This window comes from Streptomyces sp. NPDC034043 (assembly GCF_055575675.1).
On sequence record NZ_JBVISF010000006.1, the window covers coordinates 400,589 to 418,832 of the forward strand.

General features: G+C 73.3%; 13 protein-coding genes. 8 read left to right on the forward strand and 5 right to left on the reverse strand.

Features of this window, described 5'->3' with window-relative positions; translation table 11 throughout:
- The first annotated feature begins 98 nt into the window (after positions 1-98).
- Positions 99-1,754, forward strand: coding sequence for a GMC oxidoreductase (locus tag ACZ51S_RS18165; protein WP_468887428.1), 1,656 nt, complete (start codon positions 99-101; stop codon positions 1,752-1,754).
- A 72-nt stretch (positions 1,755-1,826) separates the two neighbouring features.
- On the opposite strand, the gene ACZ51S_RS18170 is transcribed toward ACZ51S_RS18165, so the two are convergent.
- Both ACZ51S_RS18170 and ACZ51S_RS18175 read right to left on the reverse strand, forming a co-directional pair.
- Positions 1,827-2,306, reverse strand: a complete 480-nt coding sequence (locus ACZ51S_RS18170; RefSeq protein ID WP_468476564.1) for a carboxymuconolactone decarboxylase family protein — start codon at positions 2,304-2,306, stop codon at positions 1,827-1,829.
- On the reverse strand, positions 2,303-3,385 hold the full coding sequence (locus ACZ51S_RS18175) for an NAD(P)H-dependent amine dehydrogenase family protein (RefSeq protein ID WP_468476563.1): 1,083 nt from the start codon (positions 3,383-3,385) through the stop codon (positions 2,303-2,305). Before ACZ51S_RS18175 ends, ACZ51S_RS18170 begins: the two co-directional genes overlap by 4 nt.
- A gap of 251 nt (positions 3,386-3,636) precedes the next feature.
- On the opposite strand from ACZ51S_RS18175, the gene ACZ51S_RS18180 reads away from it, so the two are divergent.
- On the forward strand, positions 3,637-4,965 hold the full coding sequence (locus ACZ51S_RS18180) for a glycoside hydrolase family 18 protein (RefSeq protein WP_468961401.1): 1,329 nt from the start codon (positions 3,637-3,639) through the stop codon (positions 4,963-4,965).
- Between the two features lie 152 nt (positions 4,966-5,117).
- Here ACZ51S_RS18180 and ACZ51S_RS18185 read toward each other — a convergent pair whose 3' ends face one another.
- The gene (locus ACZ51S_RS18185; RefSeq protein WP_468476561.1) at positions 5,118-6,182 is read right to left on the reverse strand and encodes a hypothetical protein; all 1,065 of its coding nucleotides are present in this window, start codon (positions 6,180-6,182) and stop codon (positions 5,118-5,120) included.
- A gap of 201 nt (positions 6,183-6,383) precedes the next feature.
- Between ACZ51S_RS18185 and ACZ51S_RS18190 the strand changes: the two genes are divergently transcribed.
- The 4 genes from ACZ51S_RS18190 (at position 6,384) to melC2 (ending at position 12,301) form a co-directional block, all read left to right on the forward strand.
- Positions 6,384-8,069, forward strand: a complete 1,686-nt coding sequence (locus tag ACZ51S_RS18190) for a sigma-70 family RNA polymerase sigma factor (protein ID WP_468961403.1) — start codon at positions 6,384-6,386, stop codon at positions 8,067-8,069.
- A gap of 95 nt (positions 8,070-8,164) precedes the next feature.
- On the forward strand, positions 8,165-10,654 hold the full coding sequence (locus ACZ51S_RS18195; RefSeq protein ID WP_468961404.1) for a helicase associated domain-containing protein: 2,490 nt from the start codon (positions 8,165-8,167) through the stop codon (positions 10,652-10,654).
- A 415-nt stretch (positions 10,655-11,069) separates the two neighbouring features.
- Positions 11,070-11,456 (forward strand): apotyrosinase chaperone MelC1, encoded by a 387-nt coding sequence (gene melC1, locus ACZ51S_RS18200; protein ID WP_468961406.1) that lies wholly within the window; start codon positions 11,070-11,072, stop codon positions 11,454-11,456.
- The gene (gene melC2, locus ACZ51S_RS18205) at positions 11,456-12,301 is read left to right on the forward strand and encodes a tyrosinase MelC2 (protein ID WP_388940120.1); all 846 of its coding nucleotides are present in this window, start codon (positions 11,456-11,458) and stop codon (positions 12,299-12,301) included. The genes melC1 and melC2 overlap by 1 nt, the downstream gene beginning before the upstream one ends.
- On the opposite strand, the gene ACZ51S_RS18210 is transcribed toward melC2, so the two are convergent.
- Positions 12,259-12,957: a response regulator gene (locus ACZ51S_RS18210; protein WP_467890867.1), complete on the reverse strand. Its 699-nt coding sequence runs from the start codon at positions 12,955-12,957 to the stop codon at positions 12,259-12,261. The two genes, melC2 and ACZ51S_RS18210, sit on opposite strands and share 43 nt — an antisense overlap.
- On the reverse strand, positions 12,954-14,606 hold the full coding sequence (locus ACZ51S_RS18215; protein WP_468961448.1) for a sensor histidine kinase: 1,653 nt from the start codon (positions 14,604-14,606) through the stop codon (positions 12,954-12,956). Before ACZ51S_RS18215 ends, ACZ51S_RS18210 begins: the two co-directional genes overlap by 4 nt.
- A gap of 157 nt (positions 14,607-14,763) precedes the next feature.
- On the opposite strand from ACZ51S_RS18215, the gene ACZ51S_RS18220 reads away from it, so the two are divergent.
- Both ACZ51S_RS18220 and ACZ51S_RS18225 read left to right on the forward strand, forming a co-directional pair.
- Positions 14,764-16,131 carry a cation:dicarboxylate symporter family transporter gene (locus ACZ51S_RS18220; protein ID WP_468961409.1) on the forward strand — a complete coding sequence of 456 codons (1,368 nt, stop codon included), beginning with the start codon at positions 14,764-14,766 and terminating at the stop codon, positions 16,129-16,131.
- A 282-nt stretch (positions 16,132-16,413) separates the two neighbouring features.
- Complete coding sequence (locus ACZ51S_RS18225) at positions 16,414-18,183, forward strand: S8 family serine peptidase (protein ID WP_468476556.1); 1,770 nt, start codon at positions 16,414-16,416, stop codon at positions 18,181-18,183.
- The last annotated feature ends 61 nt before the right edge of the window (positions 18,184-18,244 follow it).

The window sequence follows — 18,244 nt, forward strand, 5'->3', positions numbered from 1 at the left end:
GCCGGAACCGGCCGGAAGTTACCGCGACGCGTGTAGTGACTTAGCAGGCGTTCGCCAGTAGAACTTGTTCCCACTCCATCGAGAGTGAGGAACGTCACATGAGTGACAGAAGCCTGAACAGCAAGGTGTCCAGGGGTGTTTCCCGCCGCGGATTCATCGCTGGAACTGGTTCTATTCTCGGAGCGGCCGCCCTCGCGGTCAACACGCCCCCCGCCCATGCCGAACCGGCCACGGCCACCGCCCCCGTCCCCACGCCCCTCGCATCCGGGGCGCACCTCCCGGTCCTCGTGATCGGCACCGGTTACGGCGGCTCCGTCGCCGCGCTGCGGCTCGCCCAGGCCGGTGTCCCCGTGCACATGGCCGAGATGGGCATGGCCTGGGACACCCCCGGCAGCGACGGCAAGATCTTCGCCAACACCACCAGGCCCGACTACCGCTCGTACTGGCTGCGCACCAGGACCAAGGCACCGCTGAGTAATTTCCTCGGCTTCCCCATCGACAAGGACGTCCCCCGGTACACGGGCATCCTCGATGCCGAGGAGATGGGCGGGATCACCGTCTACCAGGGCCGTGGCGTCGGCGGCGGCTCGCTGGTCAACGGCGGCATGGCCGTGACCCCCAGGCGGCAGAACTTCGCCGCCGTCCTCCCCTCGGTGGACGCCGAGGAGATGTACCGCACCTACTATCCGCGGGCCAACGCCGGGCTCGGGGTGGGACTCATCGACCCGGACTGGTTCGAGACGGTCGCCTGCTACCAGTACGCCCGCGTCGGCCGCAAGCACGCCCAGCGCTCCGGCTTCCCCTTCGTCTTCGTCCCCGACGTCTACGACTGGGACTACATGGAGCGGGAGGTGGCCGGCACCGTTCCCAAGTCCGCCCTCGACGGGGAGATCCTCTACGGCAACAACGCGGGCAAGAAGTCCCTCCAGCAGACCTACCTGGCCGCCGCCAGGGCGACCGGGAGGGTCACCATCTCGCCCCTGCACCGGGTCACCACCGTCTCCCCCTCGGACGGTGGCGGCTACACGGTCGTCATGGAGCAGCTCGGCACCACCGGGGACGTCGTCGCCACCAAGACGGTCACCGCCGACCGGGTGTTCTTCGCGGCCGGCAGTGTCGGGACCAGCAAGCTGCTGGTCCGGCTGAAGGCCACGGGCGCCCTGCCGCACCTGAACGACGAGGTGGGCAGGGGATGGGGCGACAACGGGAACGTCATGTGCGGCCGCGCCAACCACATGTGGGACCCGACGGGGAAGGTGCAGGCCTCCATCCCCTGCGGCGGCATCGACAACTGGGACGCGGGCGGCGCCTTCGCCGAGGTGGCCCCGCTGCCGACGGGGATCGAGACGTACGCGTCCTTCTACCTCTCCATCACCAAGAACCCGCACCGCGCGCGGTTCTCGTGGAACGCGGCGGCCGGGAAGGTCGAGCTGGACTGGCAGACGGCCTGGAAGCAGCCGTCCATCGACATGGCCAGGAGCATCTTCGACCGGATCAACGCCAAGGAGGGGACGATCTACCGCACCGACCTCTTCGGCACCCACAGGGTCTGGGGCGACCACCTGACGTACCACCCGCTGGGCGGCGCGGTACTGAACAGGGCCACCGACAACTACGGCCGGCTGCACGGGCACCCGGGCCTGTACGTCATCGACGGAGCGCTGATCCCCGGCAACACCAGCGTCAACCCGTTCGTGACGATCACGGCCCTCGCCGAGCGGAACATCGAGAGGATCATCGCGACGGACCTCTGAGGAGGCCGCGCCCCGGGGCCGTCCGGATCCACCGGGCGGCCCCGGGCCGTGCGGTGGCCGGGGCGTCACCGTTCAGCCGCCCGGCAGCACGCAGACGCTGTCGAGGCCCAGTACGTGGTTGAGCCGGCCGAAGGCGAGCCAGGAGCCGATGCTCATGCTCAGTTCCACGATCTCCAGCTGGCTGTAGTGCGCGGTCATCCGCTCCCAGAACTCCTCGTCGAGGTTGTGGTGGTCCAGGGCGTAGCGTTCGGCGTATTCGGCGGCGAGGCGGGTGCGGTCGTCGAAGGCCTTGGTGGTGCGCCATGCGGTGACGGCGTCGGCGAACTCCTCCTCGACCTTCTGCCCGTCCCGCTCGGTGCGCCAGTCGAGGCAGAAGACGCACCCGTTGATCTGCGCGATGCGCAGCCGCGCCGCCTCGAACTCGCGCAGGCCCAGGGTGGTGTGGGCGTAGACGGAGAGGGAGAAATTGGCGGCGGCCATGCCGATGCCGGGGACCATGTCGCCCCAGACGTACTCGATCGGGTGCTGTCCCTCGGGTATGTCGATCCTCATGGCTGTTTCCTTCCGAGTCTGCCGACTGCGGGCCGCAGCGGGACGTCGAGGGCGTCGTAGAGTCCGGGTTCGGCGGCCACGAGCCAGTCGATGGCACCCACCAGCCGTCCGACGGCGGTGGCGTTCCCGCCCGCCGAGCGGTTCTCGCCCTCGTCGGTGGCCTCGACGGTCACCTCGATGCGCGGGCGGCCCTCGATGACCACCCGGTGGGCTCCGGCGCCGCCGTCGGGCGGGGCGGGCCAGTCGGGGGCGCAGGAGGCGTGGATGCGGGTGACGTGTTCGATGACGATGCGGGGTTCGCCGCCGACGATGCCCTGGACCTCGAAGCGGATGGCGCCCTGGGTTCCCGCCTCGAACTCGCCCATGGACGGGGTGCTCACCGTGGTGTCGAGGGCGCGGCGGTCGGAGGTCTCGCGTATCTCGTCGAGTTCGGCGCCGAGGGCGCGGGCCATCATCCGGATCTGGCCGCCCCAGATCATGGTCGGGACGGAGGGCACGAGCATCATCGGCTCGTAGTCCATCGGGTGGCCCATGCCGACGAGGTGGCGCACGGAGTCCGGCTGGTCGTACGTGGAGTAGTCGAAGATCTCCTGGCAGCGGATCGCGTCGACGGTGGTGCCCAGGCCGCTGAGCAGCAGCGGGAGTACGTCGTTGCCCCAGCCGGGGTCGACGCCCGAGGCGAAGAACGAGCCGCCTCCCGCGGCGATCGCGGCCAGCACCGGATCCCGGAACTCCGGCGGGGCGCCGCGGTGGTCGTAGAGCGGGTAGAGGGCCGGGCTGACCACGGCCGCGCCGGCCGCGATGGCGCGGGTGATGTCGGCGAGGGCGCCGTCGGGGCGGATGTCGCCGGACGCGGCGTAGACGACGGCCGCCGGGCGGGCGGCGAGCACCGCCTCGATGTCGTCGGTGGCGGCCACCCCCAGCCGGTGGCCGAGGCCGGCGAGTTCACCGGCGTCACGGCCGGCCTTCGCGGGGTTGTGGACGACGACCGCCATGAGTTCGAGCGCCGGATGGGCGTCGACGGCGCGGATCGCCGCGCGGCCGACGTTGCCGGTGCCCCAGACCACCGTGGGAATCATGCGCGGAGGGTAGCGAGGGCGCGTGGAGGTGCCCAGCGTCGTGAAGGAGGTTTTTCGGACGGTCGTCCGCGGGACGGGGCCGGGTGCCTACACCCCCTTGACCGTGGATGGTCCAGACCAATACGTTCCTGGGTGGGACGGGCGCCGCCGGTGCAGGGCCGCCCCGTCTCCGCACGGCTCAGGAGCACCACTTCCCGCATCCGCAAAGGAAGCCCATGCGTCCCAAGCGTCCTATGCACCCCATGCGCCCCATGCGCCGCAGCACGTTCGGCCGGCTGGCTGTCGCCGCCTGTTCCCTGTCCCTGCTGGCCGCCTTCGCGCCCGCCGCGGCCGCCGGGGACCGGGACGGAACGGGCACGCACGACCGCGCGTACCGGAAGGTCGGGTACTTCACCCAATGGGGCGTCTACGGGCGCGACTTCCAGGTCAAGGACCTCGACACGAGCGGCACGGCCGGGAAACTCACGCACGTCAACTACGCCTTCGGCAACATCGGCGCCGACGGCAAGTGCTTCACCGGCAGCGTCCCCGGCGAGGCCGACGCCTGGGCCGACTACGCGCGCCCGCTGGACGCGGCCGGGTCCGTGGACGGTGTGGCCGACACGCCGGAGCAGCCCCTGGCCGGGAACTTCAACCAGCTGAAGGAGCTCAAGGCCAAGCACCCCGGCCTGAAGGTACTGATCTCGCTGGGCGGCTGGAGCTGGTCCACACACTTCTCGGACGCGGCCCTCACCCCCGCCTCCCGCAAGGCCCTCGTACGCTCCTGCATCGACCTCTACCTCAAGGGCGACCTCCCGCGGGACGGCGCCCGGGGCGGGCCGGGCGCCGCGGCCGGGGTCTTCGACGGCATCGACCTCGACTGGGAGTGGCCGGGCTCGGCGGGCGACACGGACACGGTGTTCCGGCCGGAGGACCGGCGCAACTTCACGGAACTGGTGCGCGAGTTCCGCACCCAGCTCGACGCCTACGGACGCGGACGGAAGCGCTCGTACGAGCTGACGGCCTTCGTCCCGGCCTCCCCCGCCAAGATCGACGCGGGCTTCGACGTCCGCCGCGTCATGCGCGACCTCGACTTCGTCACGCTCCAGGGCTACGACTTCCACGTGTCCGGGGAGAGGACCACCGCCCAGCAGTCCGCGCTGTACGCCCGCGGCGACTTCAGCGTGGACGGCACGGTGGAGTCCTGGCTCCGGCGCGGGGCGCCCGCGCGCAAGCTGGTGGTCGGCATGCCGTTCTACGGGCAGGGCTGGACCGGGGTCACCGGCGGCGGGGACGGCATGGGCCGGCCGGCCGCGGGCCCGGCGCCGGCGAAGTGGGCAGCCGGGTACGAGGACTACGAGGAGCTGAGGAAGCTGGCCGCCTCCGGCACCTTCCAGGTGCACCGCGACCGGCGCGGGGGCCACGCCTGGCTCTTCGACGGCACCACCCTGTGGACGTACGACGACCCGCAGGTGCTGCGGACGAAGGCCCGGTACGTCCGCGAACGGGGTCTGGGCGGGGCCATGTTCTGGTCCCTGGACGCCGACACCGCGGACGGCGAGCTGACCACCGCCGTCGACGAGGGCCTGCGCGGCCGCTGAACCGGCGCCGCCGGGCTGAGAGCCCCGTCCGGCCCGGCGGCGGCCCCACCACGTACCGGCCCCGGGCCCGCGCGAGGCAGGGCTCTCCCTGTACGCCTCCCTGCCGGCCCCGGTTCGGGCGGCCTGGGACCCCCCGCCCGAAATCGCGCCTCCTAGAACGGCGCCGCGTACGGGCGGGCGTTCACCCGGTCGAAGACGGCGCGCAACCACGGTCGGCGGACGGCGGGCAGCCGGGCCAGGGTGTGGAGGAACACCTCCCCGTCGGGCCGGAACGGTCCGCGCGGGTGCATCGGCAGCGGGTCGTCCCGCAGTACGTCCACGGGCAGTCCGCCCGTCGCGGGGACGGGCAGCGCTTCGTACGGGAAGGCCAGGTGCGTCCACACGTCGAAGTCCACCGGCACGGTGTGCGCGGCCCGCGTCGCCGGCCGCCACGTCCGCCCGGTCTGCGGATGCAGTGGGACGAGGGCGATGTCGTGGGCCACGGCCGGGGATGGCAGCCCCGGTCCGGAGAGGACCGCCCGTTTCACGTGCGGGCCGGGCGGCAGCATCGCGTCGAGCGCACGGCCGACGGTGTCCGCGAACAGGCCGCCGGGGACGGCCACGCGTGCGCCGCCCGAGGCCGCGAGCAGGTGTGCCAGCACCACTCCGGCCGCAGCGGCCCAGCGGGGGCTCCACTCGCCGGGCGACTGGACGGGCGGCAGACCCGGGCGCTCCCGCGCCAGCGTCCGCCAGCCGGCCGGCCTGGGAGCTGCGCCGGGACCGGGGACGCGGCGGACGGCGTCCGGGGCCAGCCGGACCGCCTGCCAGTACGAGCAGTCGTCGATCCGCGTGCCTACCGCCCGTCCGCACTCCACGCAGGCCAGGTTCGGCCCGTCCCTGCCGTCCGGCCCCATGCAGTGGCCGTCGCAGCGCTCGGGGATCAGCACGGCGCCGCGGACGTCCCCAGGCGCGAGGACGACCGCTCCCGGTGCCCCGAAGGAGAGGCCGGCGAGCGCGGGGGCGAAGACGCCTCGTTCCGCCGCCTCCTCCGCTGCGATACCGCTCCACCGGCGCCACGGCGGCCCGAACGGCTCCGGGTCGACGGCATACGTACCCGGGTCCATGAGGGCGGGGAGGAACTGGTGCCCGTACTTCTGGTGGGCGTGGACGGGCAGCGCCACCTCGGACACAGAGGCCGTCAGCCCCGTTCCGCACTCCGCGCACACGAATACCGCCATGTGTCCTCCCCCTCCCGCGCAGAGCGCGGTCCGTTGGCGGCTCCGTCCGCCGGCTCCCCCGCGCGGCCGCCTGACCCTCCGTCATCGTGCCCGGCGGCCGAGCGCAGAAAAGATTCTTCCGGATAACTGTTATCCGGGTCCCACTCGACGGTCTCCCAGTTATCGGGCAACATCGACCGCCGGTACGGACAGGGACTTCACATGAGTACACAGCACACGGCAGAGCTGGTGGCAGCGGCCCGCGCGGGCGATCCCCGCGCGCAGGACGAGCTCGTCAGCGCCCACCTGCCGCTCGTCTACAACATCGTCGGGCGCGCTCTGAACGGCTCCCACGACGTGGACGACGTGGTGCAGGACACCATGCTGCGGGCGCTCGACGGGCTCGGCGGGCTGCGGGCGGACGAGAGCTTCCGGTCCTGGCTGGTGGCCATCGCGATGAACCGCGTACGGGCGCACTGGCAGGCCCGCAGCGGCGGTCCGGGGCAGAGCGGGCTGGAGGCCGCCCAGGACGTCGCCGATCCCGGCGCCGACTTCGCCGACCTGACGGTCGTACGGCTCCACCTGTCCGGGCAGCGCCGCGAGACGGCCCGCGCCACGCGCTGGCTGGAGCGCGAGGACCAGGCGCTGCTGTCGCTGTGGTGGCTGGAGTGCGCCGGTGAGCTGACCCGGGCCGACGTGGCCGCCGCCCTGGAGCTGACCCCGCAGCACACGGCGGTGCGCGTGCAGCGGATGAAGGCGCAGCTGGAGTCGGCCCGGGTGGTGGAGCGGGCGCTGGAGGCGCAGCCGCCCTGCGAGGGGCTGCGGGCGATGACGGGCACCTGGGACGGCCGGCCCTCCGCGCTGTGGCGCAAGCGAATAGCCCGGCACGCCCGTGAGTGCCTGCGCTGCTCGGGCCTGTGGAACGGACTGGTGCCGGCGGAGGGGCTGCTGGCGGGGCTGGCGCTGGTCCCGGTCGGGGCGGCGCTCCTGGAGGGGGTACGGGCCACCGTGGCCGCCGGCTACGCCCCGGCCGGCGCGGCCTTCGCCGACGCGGCGACGCAGCTGTCGCCGGTGGTGTCGGGCCCGGGCCGCGCCGCCCGCCGCAAGGGCGGGGACTCCGCCGCCGGCCCGGACGGCCCCGACGGCCCGGCGGGCCGCGCGGCGCAGCGCAAGCGGCGCCAGAACCGGCGCCGGGCCATCGGCGGGGCGGTGGTCGCCGCGTGCGTCGCGGGCGGCGGCCTGGTGTACCTGGGCCAGTTGCCCGGTTCGCGGGACGCCGGGGCGAGCGGGGCGTCCCCCTCCCCGCTGGCGGCCCTCTCCGCGCCGGACTCCGCCGCGCCGCAGCCGTCCGCCTCCGCCTCGGGCTCCCCCTCGCCTTCCGTTTCCGCGTCGGCCTCGCCGTCCCCCTCGGCGTCCGCTTCGTCCTCCCCCTCGGCCTCCGCGAGCACCGCGCAGACCTCGGCGGCTCCCGCGCCGACGAAGAGCACGGCGAAGCCCCCGGCTCCGCCCGCCCCCGGGCCGGCCCCGGCGGGAGTCGCGGGGCAGGTCGTCTCCCTGGTCAACTCCGAACGTGCGGCGGCCGGCTGCGGTCCGCTGAGGGAGGACGCGCAGCTGCGCGACGCCGCCCAGCGGCACTCCGACGACATGGCGCGGCGGGACTTCTTCTCGCACACCAACCCCGACGGCACCGACCCCGGGGCGCGGACGACGGCCGCGGGGTACCGGTGGTCGACGTACGGGGAGAACATCGCCAGGGGGCAGCAGACCGCGCAGGCCGTGATGGATTCCTGGATGAAGAGCCCGGGCCACCGCGCCAACATCCTCAACTGTTCCTTCAAGGACATCGGCGTGGGCATCCACTCCGGTTCCGGCGGGCCCTGGTGGACGCAGAACTTCGGCGCCCGGTGATCCTGCCGGTGTCGCTTCCCCCTCTTTGACTCAGAATCGAGGCAAGATAGGGCCTGGAGCCGAACGGGCAGATAAAAGCGGGCAGGGTGAGGTGCATGGCCAAGCAGGAGCTGCGCCCTCATCAGCGCGAGGCCGTCGACGCCGTCGTGCGCGCGCTGCAGCTGCCCGCCACCGGCCGGGTGCCCGAGCGGGGCCTGCGGACGCAGGTGATCATGGCCACCGGCTCCGGCAAGTCGCTGGTGGCCGTGCGCTCGGCCGAGGAGCTGCGGGCCGGCCGGGTCCTCGTACTGGTCCCCTCGCTCGATCTGCTCGTGCAGACCGTCGCCGCCTGGCGGGAGGGGGGCCGCACCGGCCGGGCGCTCGCGGTGTGCTCGCTGCGCGGGGAGGACGTGGGGGTGCCCACCACGACCGCCCCGGCGCAGCTGGCCCGGTGGGGCTCGCGGCCGGTGGAGCGGGTGACGGTGTTCGCCACGTACGCCTCGCTGGGGCTGGGCACCATCGAGCGGGCGCACCTGGAGGGTCTGCCGCCCTGGGACCTGGTCGTGGTCGACGAGGCGCACCGTACGTCCGGCCGGATCGGCAAGCCCTGGGCGGTGGTGCACGACAACGCGCGGATCCCCTCGGTCCGGCGGCTGTACATGACGGCCACGCCCCGGGTGTGGCGCGACGGCGAGGAGAGCGAGGAAGCCGAGGAAGCCGAGGAGGCGGAGGAGGCCGAGGAGGCGGGCGCGTACGCGGCGGAGACGGCCGGCGGCGCGGAGCCGCGGGGCCGGGGCGGGCTCGTCGCGTCCATGGAGGACGATCCGCAGGGGCCGTTCGGCGCCCGCTGCTACACCCTGTCGCTGTCGGAGGCCATCGACCGGGGCATCTGCGCCCCGTACCGGGTGGTGTGCGTGGACGTCAGTGATCCCGGCTTCCAGGCGGCGGTGCTGCTGGGCGCCGACGGCCGTTCCGACCGGGTGCGCGGGATGCGGCTCGCGGCGCTCCAGGCGGCGCTGGTGAAGGCCGCCGCGGACCAGGGCTTCCGGCGGACGCTGGTGTTCCACCACCTCACCAAGGAGGCCGAGGCGTTCGCGGCGGGGCTTCCGGCGGTCGCGGACCGGCTGCGGGCGGCGAGCCGGTCGGCGCTTCCGGTGTATCCGCGAACGGTCTGGGCGGACTGGCTGTGCGGGCAGCACACGGCGGCGCACCGGCGGCGGGTGCTGGAGGCGTTCGCCGCCGACCGGGTCGCGGACAAGGCGTTCCTGGGCAGCGTGCGCGTGCTGGGCGAGGGGGTGGACACGAAGGAGTGCGACTCCGTCTTCTGGGCGGACGTGCGCGGTTCCATGCCGGACCTGGTGCAGGCGGTGGGCCGGGCCCTGCGGATGCGGCCGGGCGAGGGCAAGGTGGCCTCCCTGGTGGTGCCGGTGCTGCTGGGGCCGGGGGAGTCGCCGGAGTCGATGCTGACGTCACGGGCGTACGGGGACCTCGCGCGGCTCCTGGAGGCGCTGAGGGCGCACGACTCGAGGCTGGTGGAGGCCCTGGCCCAGCCGCAGGCGCCGAGCGCGGCGGCGAAGGCCCCGGCGGCGGCCGGGGCCGGCACGGGTCCCGGGGCGGCGGCCCGGGCGCTGCTGAGCTTCTCCGTGCCCCGGGATCCGGCGCTGCTCGCGGCGTTCATCCGGCTGCGCGTGCTCAATCCGGAGCACACGCAGTGGCGGCGCGGGGTGGAGGCGGCGCGGATCTACGCGGCGTCGGCCGGGGACCTGAAGGTGCCGTTCGCCTTCAGGGTGCCGGCGGGCGGCGAGGCGTGGCCGGCGGCGCTGGCGGGTTTCCCGCTCGGCCAGTGGATCGCGGACGCGCGGCGTACGTACCGCAGGGGCGCCCTGGGCCGGGAGCGGACCCGGGAGCTGGAGGAACTCGGCATGGTGTGGAGCCATTTCGACGTGGCCTTCGAGGAGGGGCTCGCGGCGGCCCGCGCCTGGGCCGCCGAGCACGGCCACCTGCTGCCGCCGGTGGAGGCCACCTGGCACGGGATGCCGGTCGGGGTGTGGATGAAGAACAACCGGGCCGCCGCCCGGCGGGAGGGGCCGGGTGCGCTGCCGCAGGAGCGCCGGGAGGCCCTGGACGAGATCGACCCGTCCTGGTGCCCGGCCTGGGACATCGGCTGGCAGCGGGCGTTCCGGCTGACCCGCGCCCATCTGGACGCGGGCGGCGCCGTCCCGTCCGGTCCGGGCTCGCTGGTGGTCCAGGGCGAGGACCTGGGGCTGTGGGTGCGGAGCCAGCGACTGGGGTGGGAACGCCTGGCCTGGGCGCAGCGGTGGCTGCTGGAGCACGCGCTGGGGCTGACACCGGCCACGGAGGCGGAGCGCCCGCCGCCGCGGCGCAGTCATGCCGCCGCGTGGGCGGGGCACTTGGAGGCGGCCCGGCGGTTCCACGCCCGCGAGGGGCACCTGCGGGTGCCGCGTACGCACGTGGAGCCGGTCGGGGGGCAGGAGCTGCGGCTGGGCGCGTGGATCGCCAACCAGCGTTCCCGGGCGGCGAAGCTGGCCCCGGAGCGGGTGGCCGCGCTGACGGAGCTGGGGATGCGCTGGTCGGCGTCGGCCTGAGCGCCGCCGGGCCGGGGTCCGGGTCGCGGGAGGGGCGGCCCGCCAGGACACGGCTGAGGGCGGACGCCTCCTTCTTGGCGTCCCGGGCGCGGGCGTCGTTCGTACGACACAGCGCCATATCAGGACCATCGGGGCATACCGCCTTGCGGTGTGGCTACAGAAACCCTGGAAAACCGGTCGCGCGGGGCGCTTTCCGGCATGGCTTCCGGCCGAGTCTGCGATGTGACCCCCCGCATAGGGGCTCCGCCGGGCCGAAAAAATTACCGTCGAGTAGTATTTCTTCCGTAGATCTTCCCGTCCGGGCCACTGGAGCCGGTCCGGACGGGAAGATCATCCAACTGGTTCTACACAGAACTTATCCGCCGATGTCCGGATAGCGGTCAACTGTCGTACGGGCCCTGGTAGTTCTTCCGCCATGAACAAGATCACCCGCCGGCAGGCCTTGGGCACCACCGCCGGCGCACTCACCGTCCTCGGCATCGCGGGCGCCACCGCGCACGCCGCCGCCACCGACTCCCGTGCCGCCGCCACCCCGGCCGGCACCGTCGACGAGGTGTACCAGGGCCGCCGCATTCAGATATCGCCCGCGACCGGCGGCCACCACGGAGGCCACCACGGCGCCGGCATGCCGACCGTCCGGATAGACGGCCGCGAGCTCCACGTCATGCGCAACGCCGACGGCACCTGGATCAGCGTCGTCAACCACTACGAGACGTACGCCGATCCCACTTCGCTGGCCCGCGCCGCCGTGCGGGAGCTCCAGGGCTCGCAGCTCGCCCCGATGCAGACGGGCGGCATGTGATGGCCGTGCGCAAGAACCAGGCCGCGCTGACCGCCGAGGAGAAGCGCGCCTTCACCAACGCGCTGCTCGAACTGAAGCGGACCGGCCGCTACGACCGTTTCGTCACCACCCACAACGGCTTCATCATGAGCGACACCGACTCGGGCGACCGGGTGGGTCACCGCTCCCCCTCCTTCCTCCCCTGGCACCGCCGCTTTCTGCTCGAGTTCGAGGCGGCTCTTCAGGCGGTGGACAAGAGCGTTTCGCTGCCGTACTGGGACTGGACCGCCGACCGCACCGCCCGTTCCTCCCTGTGGGCCGCCGACTTCCTCGGCGGCACCGGCCGCGCCCGCGACGGGCAGGTCATGGACGGCCCCTTCGCCTACGCGACGGGCAAGTGGGAGATAGCGGTACGCGTGGACGGCCGCAACTACCTGCGGCGCGCGCTCGGCGAGGGCGTCGCCCAGCTGCCGACGCGGGCCGAGGTGGACGCCGTACTGGCCATGCCGGTCTACGACACGGCCCCCTGGAACAGCTCCTCGAACGGCTTCCGCAACCACCTCGAGGGGTGGCGCGGCGCCAACCTCCACAACCGGGTGCACGTGTGGGTCGGCGGCCAGATGGCCACCGGCGTCTCCCCCAACGACCCCGTCTTCTGGATGCACCACGCCTTCGTGGACAAGCTGTGGGCCGACTGGCAGGCGAAGAACCCGAACTCGACCTACCTGCCGGCCGCCGGCACCCCGAACGTGATCGACCTGCGCGACACGATGCGGCCGTGGAACGACGTCACCCCGGCGGACATGCTCGACCACCGGAAGTTCTACACGTTCGACACCGAACCGGCCGCCGCCAGCCAGCGGTAGTGCAGTTCGGGGCGGCCGACCTGGCCGTACCGGGGCGTACGGTCCGCGCGGCCGGTGTCCACCAGGTGCTCCAGGTACCGGCGGGCGGTGATCCTGGAGATCCCGGCCGCCTCGGCCGCCGCCGCGGCGGTCAGCCCCTCGGGCGCCGCCCGCAGCAGCGCCGCGACCCGGTCCAGGGTCGGGGCGCTGAGCCCTTTGGGCAGTTGGGCCGAAGCGGGCGCGCGCAGTGCGGCGAGGGCCCGGTCGACGTCGTCCTGGCCCGCCGCCTCGCCCGCGGCCGCGCGGAACTCCGCGTAGCGCAGCAGCCGTTCCCTCAGGGTGGGGAAGGCGAACGGCTTGAGCACGTACTGCACGACGCCGAGCGAGACGCTCTCGCGGACCATGGCCAGGTCCCGCGCGGAGGTCACCGCGATCACGTCGGCGGGGTGCCCGGCCGCCCGCAGTCCGCGCGCGAAGCGCAGCCCGTGGCCGTCGGGCAGGGTGAGGTCGAGCAGCAGCAGGTCGACGCGGGTGCGCTCCAGCACGCGGGTGGCCTCGGCCAGGGAGTGGACGGCGGCCACGGCGGTGAAGCCGGGCACCCGGCCGACGTAGAGCGCGTGGGCGTCGGCGGCGACGGGGTCGTCCTCGACGACGAGGACGCGTACGGGCCCGCTCATCGCGCACCTCCCCCGGCGGCCCGGCCGGGAGGCCCCCCGGCCGCAGCGTCCGTGTCGTGCCGTGGGGGCGGCGGGGCTCCGCCCGTCCGCGCCGGCCCGGTGGCCGCGGCCGCCGGAGGCACCGGCAGGCGCGCCGTGAACGCCGCTCCGCCGCCCGGGGCGCCCCCGGCCTCCACCGAGCCGCCGTGCCGGTGGGCGACCTGGCGCACCAGAGCCAGGCCCAGGCCCCGTCCCTCCCCCTTGCCCGACCAGCCGCGCCGGAAGACGTCCACCCCCTCGGGCAGGCCGGGCCCGTTGTCCGCGACCCGCAGCAGCAGCCCGTCCGGGTCCCGGCGGACGGTGACGGTGATCCGCCCGCCGGGCACCCCCGTCAGGGCGTCGAGGGCGTTGTCGACGAGGTTCCCGAGCACCGTCACGAGGTCGCGGGCGGGCGGTACCCCCGGGCCGGCCTCGATCGCCCCGCACTCCGGGGTGACGACCAGCTCTATGCCGCGTTCGTGCGCCTGCGCGGCCTTGCCGAGCAGCAGGGCGACCAGCACCGGCTCGCCGACGGCGGTGACGACCTCGTCGGTCAGGGCCTGGGCCAGCTCCAGTTCCGCGGTGGCGAAGTCCACCGCCTCCTCGCTGCGGCCCAGCTCGATCAGCGAGACGACGGTGTGGAGCCGGTTGGCCGCCTCGTGGGCCTGGGAGCGCAGCGCCTGGGTGAACCCGCGCTCGTGGTCCAGCTCCCCCGTGAGGGCCAGGAGTTCGGTGTGGTCCCGCAGGGTGACGACGGTGCCGCGGCGGCCGCCGCCGGCCACCGGCGAGCTGTTGACGACGAGCACCCGTTCGGACGTCAGGTGCACCTCGTCGACCCGGGGCCGGTCGGCGAGCAGCGCCCCGGTGAGCGGGGCGGGCAGGCCAAGGTCGGCGACTCCGCTGCCGGTGACCTCCCCGGACAGACCGAGCAGTTCGCGGCCCGCGTCGTTGATGAGGGTGATCCTGCGGTGGCCGTCGAGCATCAGCAGCCCCTCCCGGACCCCGTGCAGGGCCGCCTGGTGGTAGTCGTACATCCGGCTCAGCTCGGCGGCGTTCATGCCGTGGGTGTGGCGGCGCAGCCGGGCGTTGACCACGTACGTACCCACCGCGCCGAGGGCCAGTGCCCCGGCCGCCACCCAGGCGAGGGCGGTGAGCTGCTCCGCGAGGCGGGCGCTGATGGCGCGGACGGTGATCCCGGCGCTGACCAGGCCGATGACGGTGCCGTCCGTGTCCCTGAGCGGGGTGACGACGCGGATGGAGGGGCCCAGGGTGCCGGTGTACGTCTCGCTGAAGGTCGCGCCGCGCAGGGCCGGGGCGGTGTTGCCGAGGAAGCGCTCGCCTATGCGGCGCGGGTCGGGGTGGGTCCAGCGCCTGCCGTCCGGGGCCATGATCGTCACGAAGTCCACGCCGGAGTCGGTGCGCACCCGCTCGGCGTAGGGCTGGAGCGCGGTGGAGGGGTCCGCTCCGCCCGCACCGGTGCGTACGGCCTCGCGTACGGAGGGCGAGTCGGCGACGGCCCGGGCCACCGCCCCGGCCTGCCGCCGGGCGGCGTCCTCGGCCTGCTCGCGGGCGCTCGCGTACGCGAAGACCGCGCACCCGGCGACGACGAGCGCGACCAGCAGGACCTGCATGGCGAAGAGCTGGCCGGCGAGGCTGCGGGGCGGCCGGGGGAAGCGGAACATAACGCTCAGTGTGCACCGGCCCGTGAACTCAATGAACGCAAGGGTGACCGGGGTCACAGGCTGGGCGATGGTCTCCCGGAACGACCCCACCACCAGGAGACGCGACATGGCCGCCAGACGCGACAGAACCCACTACCTCTACATCGCGGTGATCGCCGCGGTGCTGCTCGGCATCGCCGTCGGCTTCGCCGCGCCCGGCGTGGCCGTGGAGCTGAAGCCCCTGGGCACGGGCTTCGTCAACCTCATCAAGATGATGATCTCGCCCGTGATCTTCTGCACGATCGTGCTGGGCATCGGCTCGGTCCGCAAGGCCGCCAAGGTCGGCGCGGTGGGCGGGCTGGCCCTCGGGTACTTCATGGTGATGTCCACGGTGGCGCTGGCCATCGGCCTGCTGGTGGGGAACCTGCTGGAGCCGGGCAGCGGACTGCAGCTGACCGAGGCCGCGGCGCGGGCCGGCGAGGCGCAGGCCAAGGCGGGCGGGGCGGAGACCACCCAGGAGTTCCTGCTGGGGATCATCCCGACCACCCTGGTCTCCGCCTTCACCGGCGGCGAGGTGCTGCAGACCCTGCTGGTGGCGTTGCTGTGCGGGTTCGCCCTCCAGGCGATGGGCCCGGCCGGCGAACCGGTGCTGCGCGGGATCGGGCACGTGCAGAAGCTGGTGTTCCGGGTACTGGCGATGATCATGTGGGTGGCGCCCGTCGGCTCCTTCGGGGCCATCGCGGCCGTGGTCGGAGCGACCGGGATGGACGCGCTGAAGTCCCTCGCGGTCATCATGATCGGCTTCTACACGACCTGCCTGCTCTTCGTCTTCGTGGTGCTCGGCACCCTGCTGCGGGTCTGTACGGGCATCAGCGTGTTCGCGCTGCTGCGCTACCTGGGCCGGGAGTTCCTGCTGATCCTGTCGACCTCCTCCTCGGAGTCGGCGCTGCCGCGGCTGATCGCGAAGATGGAGCACCTGGGCGTCTCCCGGCCGGTCACCGGCATCACCGTGCCCACGGGCTACTCCTTCAACCTTGACGGCACCGCCATCTACCTGACGATGTCCTCCCTCTTCGTCGCGGAGGCCATGGGCAAGCCGCTCGCCCTGGGCGAGCAGATCTCGCTGCTGCTCTTCATGATCGTGGCCTCGAAGGGCGCGGCCGGTGTCACCGGCGCCGGTCTCGCCACCCTGGCCGGCGGCCTCCAGTCGCACCGGCCCGAACTGGTCGACGGGGTGGGCCTGATCGTCGGGATCGACCGCTTCATGAGCGAGGCGCGGGCGCTGACGAACTTCGCGGGCAACGCCGTCGCGACCGTCCTGATCGGGACGTGGACCAAGGAGTTCGACCGCGGGCGGGCCGCCGAGGTCCTCGCGGGCCGGATGCCCTTCGACGAGGCCACGCTGGTCGACGACGGCCACGCGCCGGCCGCCGAAACCGCCCCGCCGGCCGTGCCCGGCCACACGGCCGGCGCCAAGGACGGTGTGCCGGTCTGACCGGCCCACCCGCGCGACCCGGCCGGGCAGGGCTCGCCCCCACGGTGCCCAGCCCGGCCGGCCCCCACGTCAAACCCCAACGAACAGCCGCGAACCGCCACTTTCGGCCATGTGATCTTCAACTCTGCCGCCGGGAAAGGTACTTCCCTACGGGGCGGCGCGTCTGACATCTTGCGTCCACCACTCGTTTCGTACGGCCCGGCAGGTGCCACCAGCACCACCGGGCCGTCATCGGAGGACGCATTGATACCCCACATATCCAGCCGACCTCGACGTGCACTCGTGCTGGCGGCAGCCATGGGCGCCGCCCTCACCTTCGGAGCCCCCGCCGCGCTCGCCGGCACCGCTCCCGTCGGTCCCTCCGGCTCCCCGGCCGCCGCCCCCGCGGCGGCCCCCAAGGCTGCGGCCCCGGCTTCCCAGAGTGCGACCTGGGCCGCCGGCACCCGCGCCTACCTCGTGATCACCGCCCCCGGTGGCAGCTCCGCGGTGCACTCGGCCGTGACCGCCAACGGCGGCACGGTCTTCGCGTCCTACGACGCGATCGGCGTGATCGTCGCCCACTCGGCCTCCAGCGGCTTCGCCACGGCGATGCGCGGGGTCAGCGGGGTCCAGAAGGTCGGCGCGACCCGTACCTCGGACGTCCCGGCCGACGCCTACAACCCGGCGCTGCCCGCCAACCCGACCCAGTCGACGACCCCGACCGGCGAGCCGGTCCGCGCCGACATGAGCCAGATCAAGGCGGACCAGGCCTGGGCCGTCAACGCCGGTTCCGCCGCCGTGAAGGTCGGCATCCTCGACACCGGCGTCGACGACCAGCACCAGGACCTGGCGCCCAACTTCAACGCCGCCGACTCGGTCTCCTGCGCCTACGGCAAGACCGACACCCGCGCCGGCGCCTGGCGCGACGTCGGCGACCACGGCACGCACGTCGCCGGCACGGTGGCCGCCGCCAAGAACGGCAAGGGCGTCATCGGCGTGGCCCCGAACGTGAAGATCTCCTCGGTCCGCATCGCAGAGCCGAACACCTCGCTCTTCTTCGCCGAGAACACCATCTGCGGGTTCGTGTGGGCCGGTGACCACGGCTTCAAGGTCACCAACAACAGTTACTACACCGACCCGTGGCAGTTCAACTGCCCGGACAACCTCGACCAGGCCGCCATCATCGAGGGCGTCAACCGCGCCCAGGCGTACGCCGAGGGCAAGGGCTCGCTCCAGATCGCCGCCGCGGGCAACGAGAACTACGACCTCGCCCACAAGACGACCGACACGGCGAGCCCCAACGACTCGACCCCGGTCACCCGCACCATCACCAACGCCTGCGTCGACATCCCGACCGAACTGCCAGGCGTGGTCACGGTCGCGGCGAACGGCACCGGCACCACCAAGGCCTCGTTCTCCAACTTCGGCCAGGGCGTCATCGACGTCTCGGCCCCCGGCCAGGACGTCTACTCGACCGTCCCGGGCGGCAAGTACGGCAGCAAGAGCGGCACGTCGATGGCCAGCCCGCACGTGGCGGGTGTCGCCGCGCTGATGGTGAGCGCCAACCCGGCCCTGACCCCGGCGCAGATCCGCGACCGGCTGGCCACCCAGGCCAACGACATCGCCTGCCCCTCGGACAGCCGCTGCACCGGCACCACGGCCAACAACGCCTTCTTCGGCGAGGGCCAGGTCGACGCGCTGAAGGCGGTCGGCGGCTCCACGCCTCCGGCCGGCAAGTACTTCGAGAACACCGCGGACTTCGCCATCGGCGACAACACCACGGTCGAGAGCCCGATCACCGTCTCCGGCGTGACCGGCAACGCCCCGGCCACCCTCAAGGTCGGCGTGAACATCGCGCACACCTACACCGGTGACCTGAAGGTCGACCTCATCGCCCCGGACGGCACCGTCTACACGGTCCACAACCGGGCCGGCGGCAGCGCGGACAACATCAACCAGACCTACACCGTAAACGCCTCCTCCGAGGTCGCGAACGGCACCTGGAAGCTGCGCGTCAACGACAACGCGGGCGGCGACACCGGCAAGATCGACTCCTGGAACCTGACCTTCTAGGAACGGTCCTCGGGAACGTCGCGGGGCCACTGCGGGGCCATCGGGGAGCGGGACGACCGCT

What these genes read in the sequence shown, in the direction of transcription:
- ACZ51S_RS18165 (WP_468887428.1), top strand. Translation starts at nt 99, where the DNA reads ATGAGTGACAGAAGCCTGAACAGCAAGGTGTCCAGGGGTGTTTCCCGC.
- ACZ51S_RS18170 (WP_468476564.1), bottom strand. Translation starts at nt 2,306, where the DNA reads ATGAGGATCGACATACCCGAGGGACAGCACCCGATCGAGTACGTCTGG.
- ACZ51S_RS18175 (WP_468476563.1), bottom strand. Translation starts at nt 3,385, where the DNA reads ATGATTCCCACGGTGGTCTGGGGCACCGGCAACGTCGGCCGCGCGGCG.
- ACZ51S_RS18180 (WP_468961401.1), top strand. Translation starts at nt 3,637, where the DNA reads ATGCGCCGCAGCACGTTCGGCCGGCTGGCTGTCGCCGCCTGTTCCCTG.
- ACZ51S_RS18185 (WP_468476561.1), bottom strand. Translation starts at nt 6,182, where the DNA reads ATGGCGGTATTCGTGTGCGCGGAGTGCGGAACGGGGCTGACGGCCTCT.
- ACZ51S_RS18190 (WP_468961403.1), top strand. Translation starts at nt 6,384, where the DNA reads ATGAGTACACAGCACACGGCAGAGCTGGTGGCAGCGGCCCGCGCGGGC.
- ACZ51S_RS18195 (WP_468961404.1), top strand. Translation starts at nt 8,165, where the DNA reads ATGGCCAAGCAGGAGCTGCGCCCTCATCAGCGCGAGGCCGTCGACGCC.
- melC1 (WP_468961406.1), top strand. Translation starts at nt 11,070, where the DNA reads ATGAACAAGATCACCCGCCGGCAGGCCTTGGGCACCACCGCCGGCGCA.
- melC2 (WP_388940120.1), top strand. Translation starts at nt 11,456, where the DNA reads ATGGCCGTGCGCAAGAACCAGGCCGCGCTGACCGCCGAGGAGAAGCGC.
- ACZ51S_RS18210 (WP_467890867.1), bottom strand. Translation starts at nt 12,957, where the DNA reads ATGAGCGGGCCCGTACGCGTCCTCGTCGTCGAGGACGACCCCGTCGCC.
- ACZ51S_RS18215 (WP_468961448.1), bottom strand. Translation starts at nt 14,606, where the DNA reads ATGCAGGTCCTGCTGGTCGCGCTCGTCGTCGCCGGGTGCGCGGTCTTC.
- ACZ51S_RS18220 (WP_468961409.1), top strand. Translation starts at nt 14,764, where the DNA reads ATGGCCGCCAGACGCGACAGAACCCACTACCTCTACATCGCGGTGATC.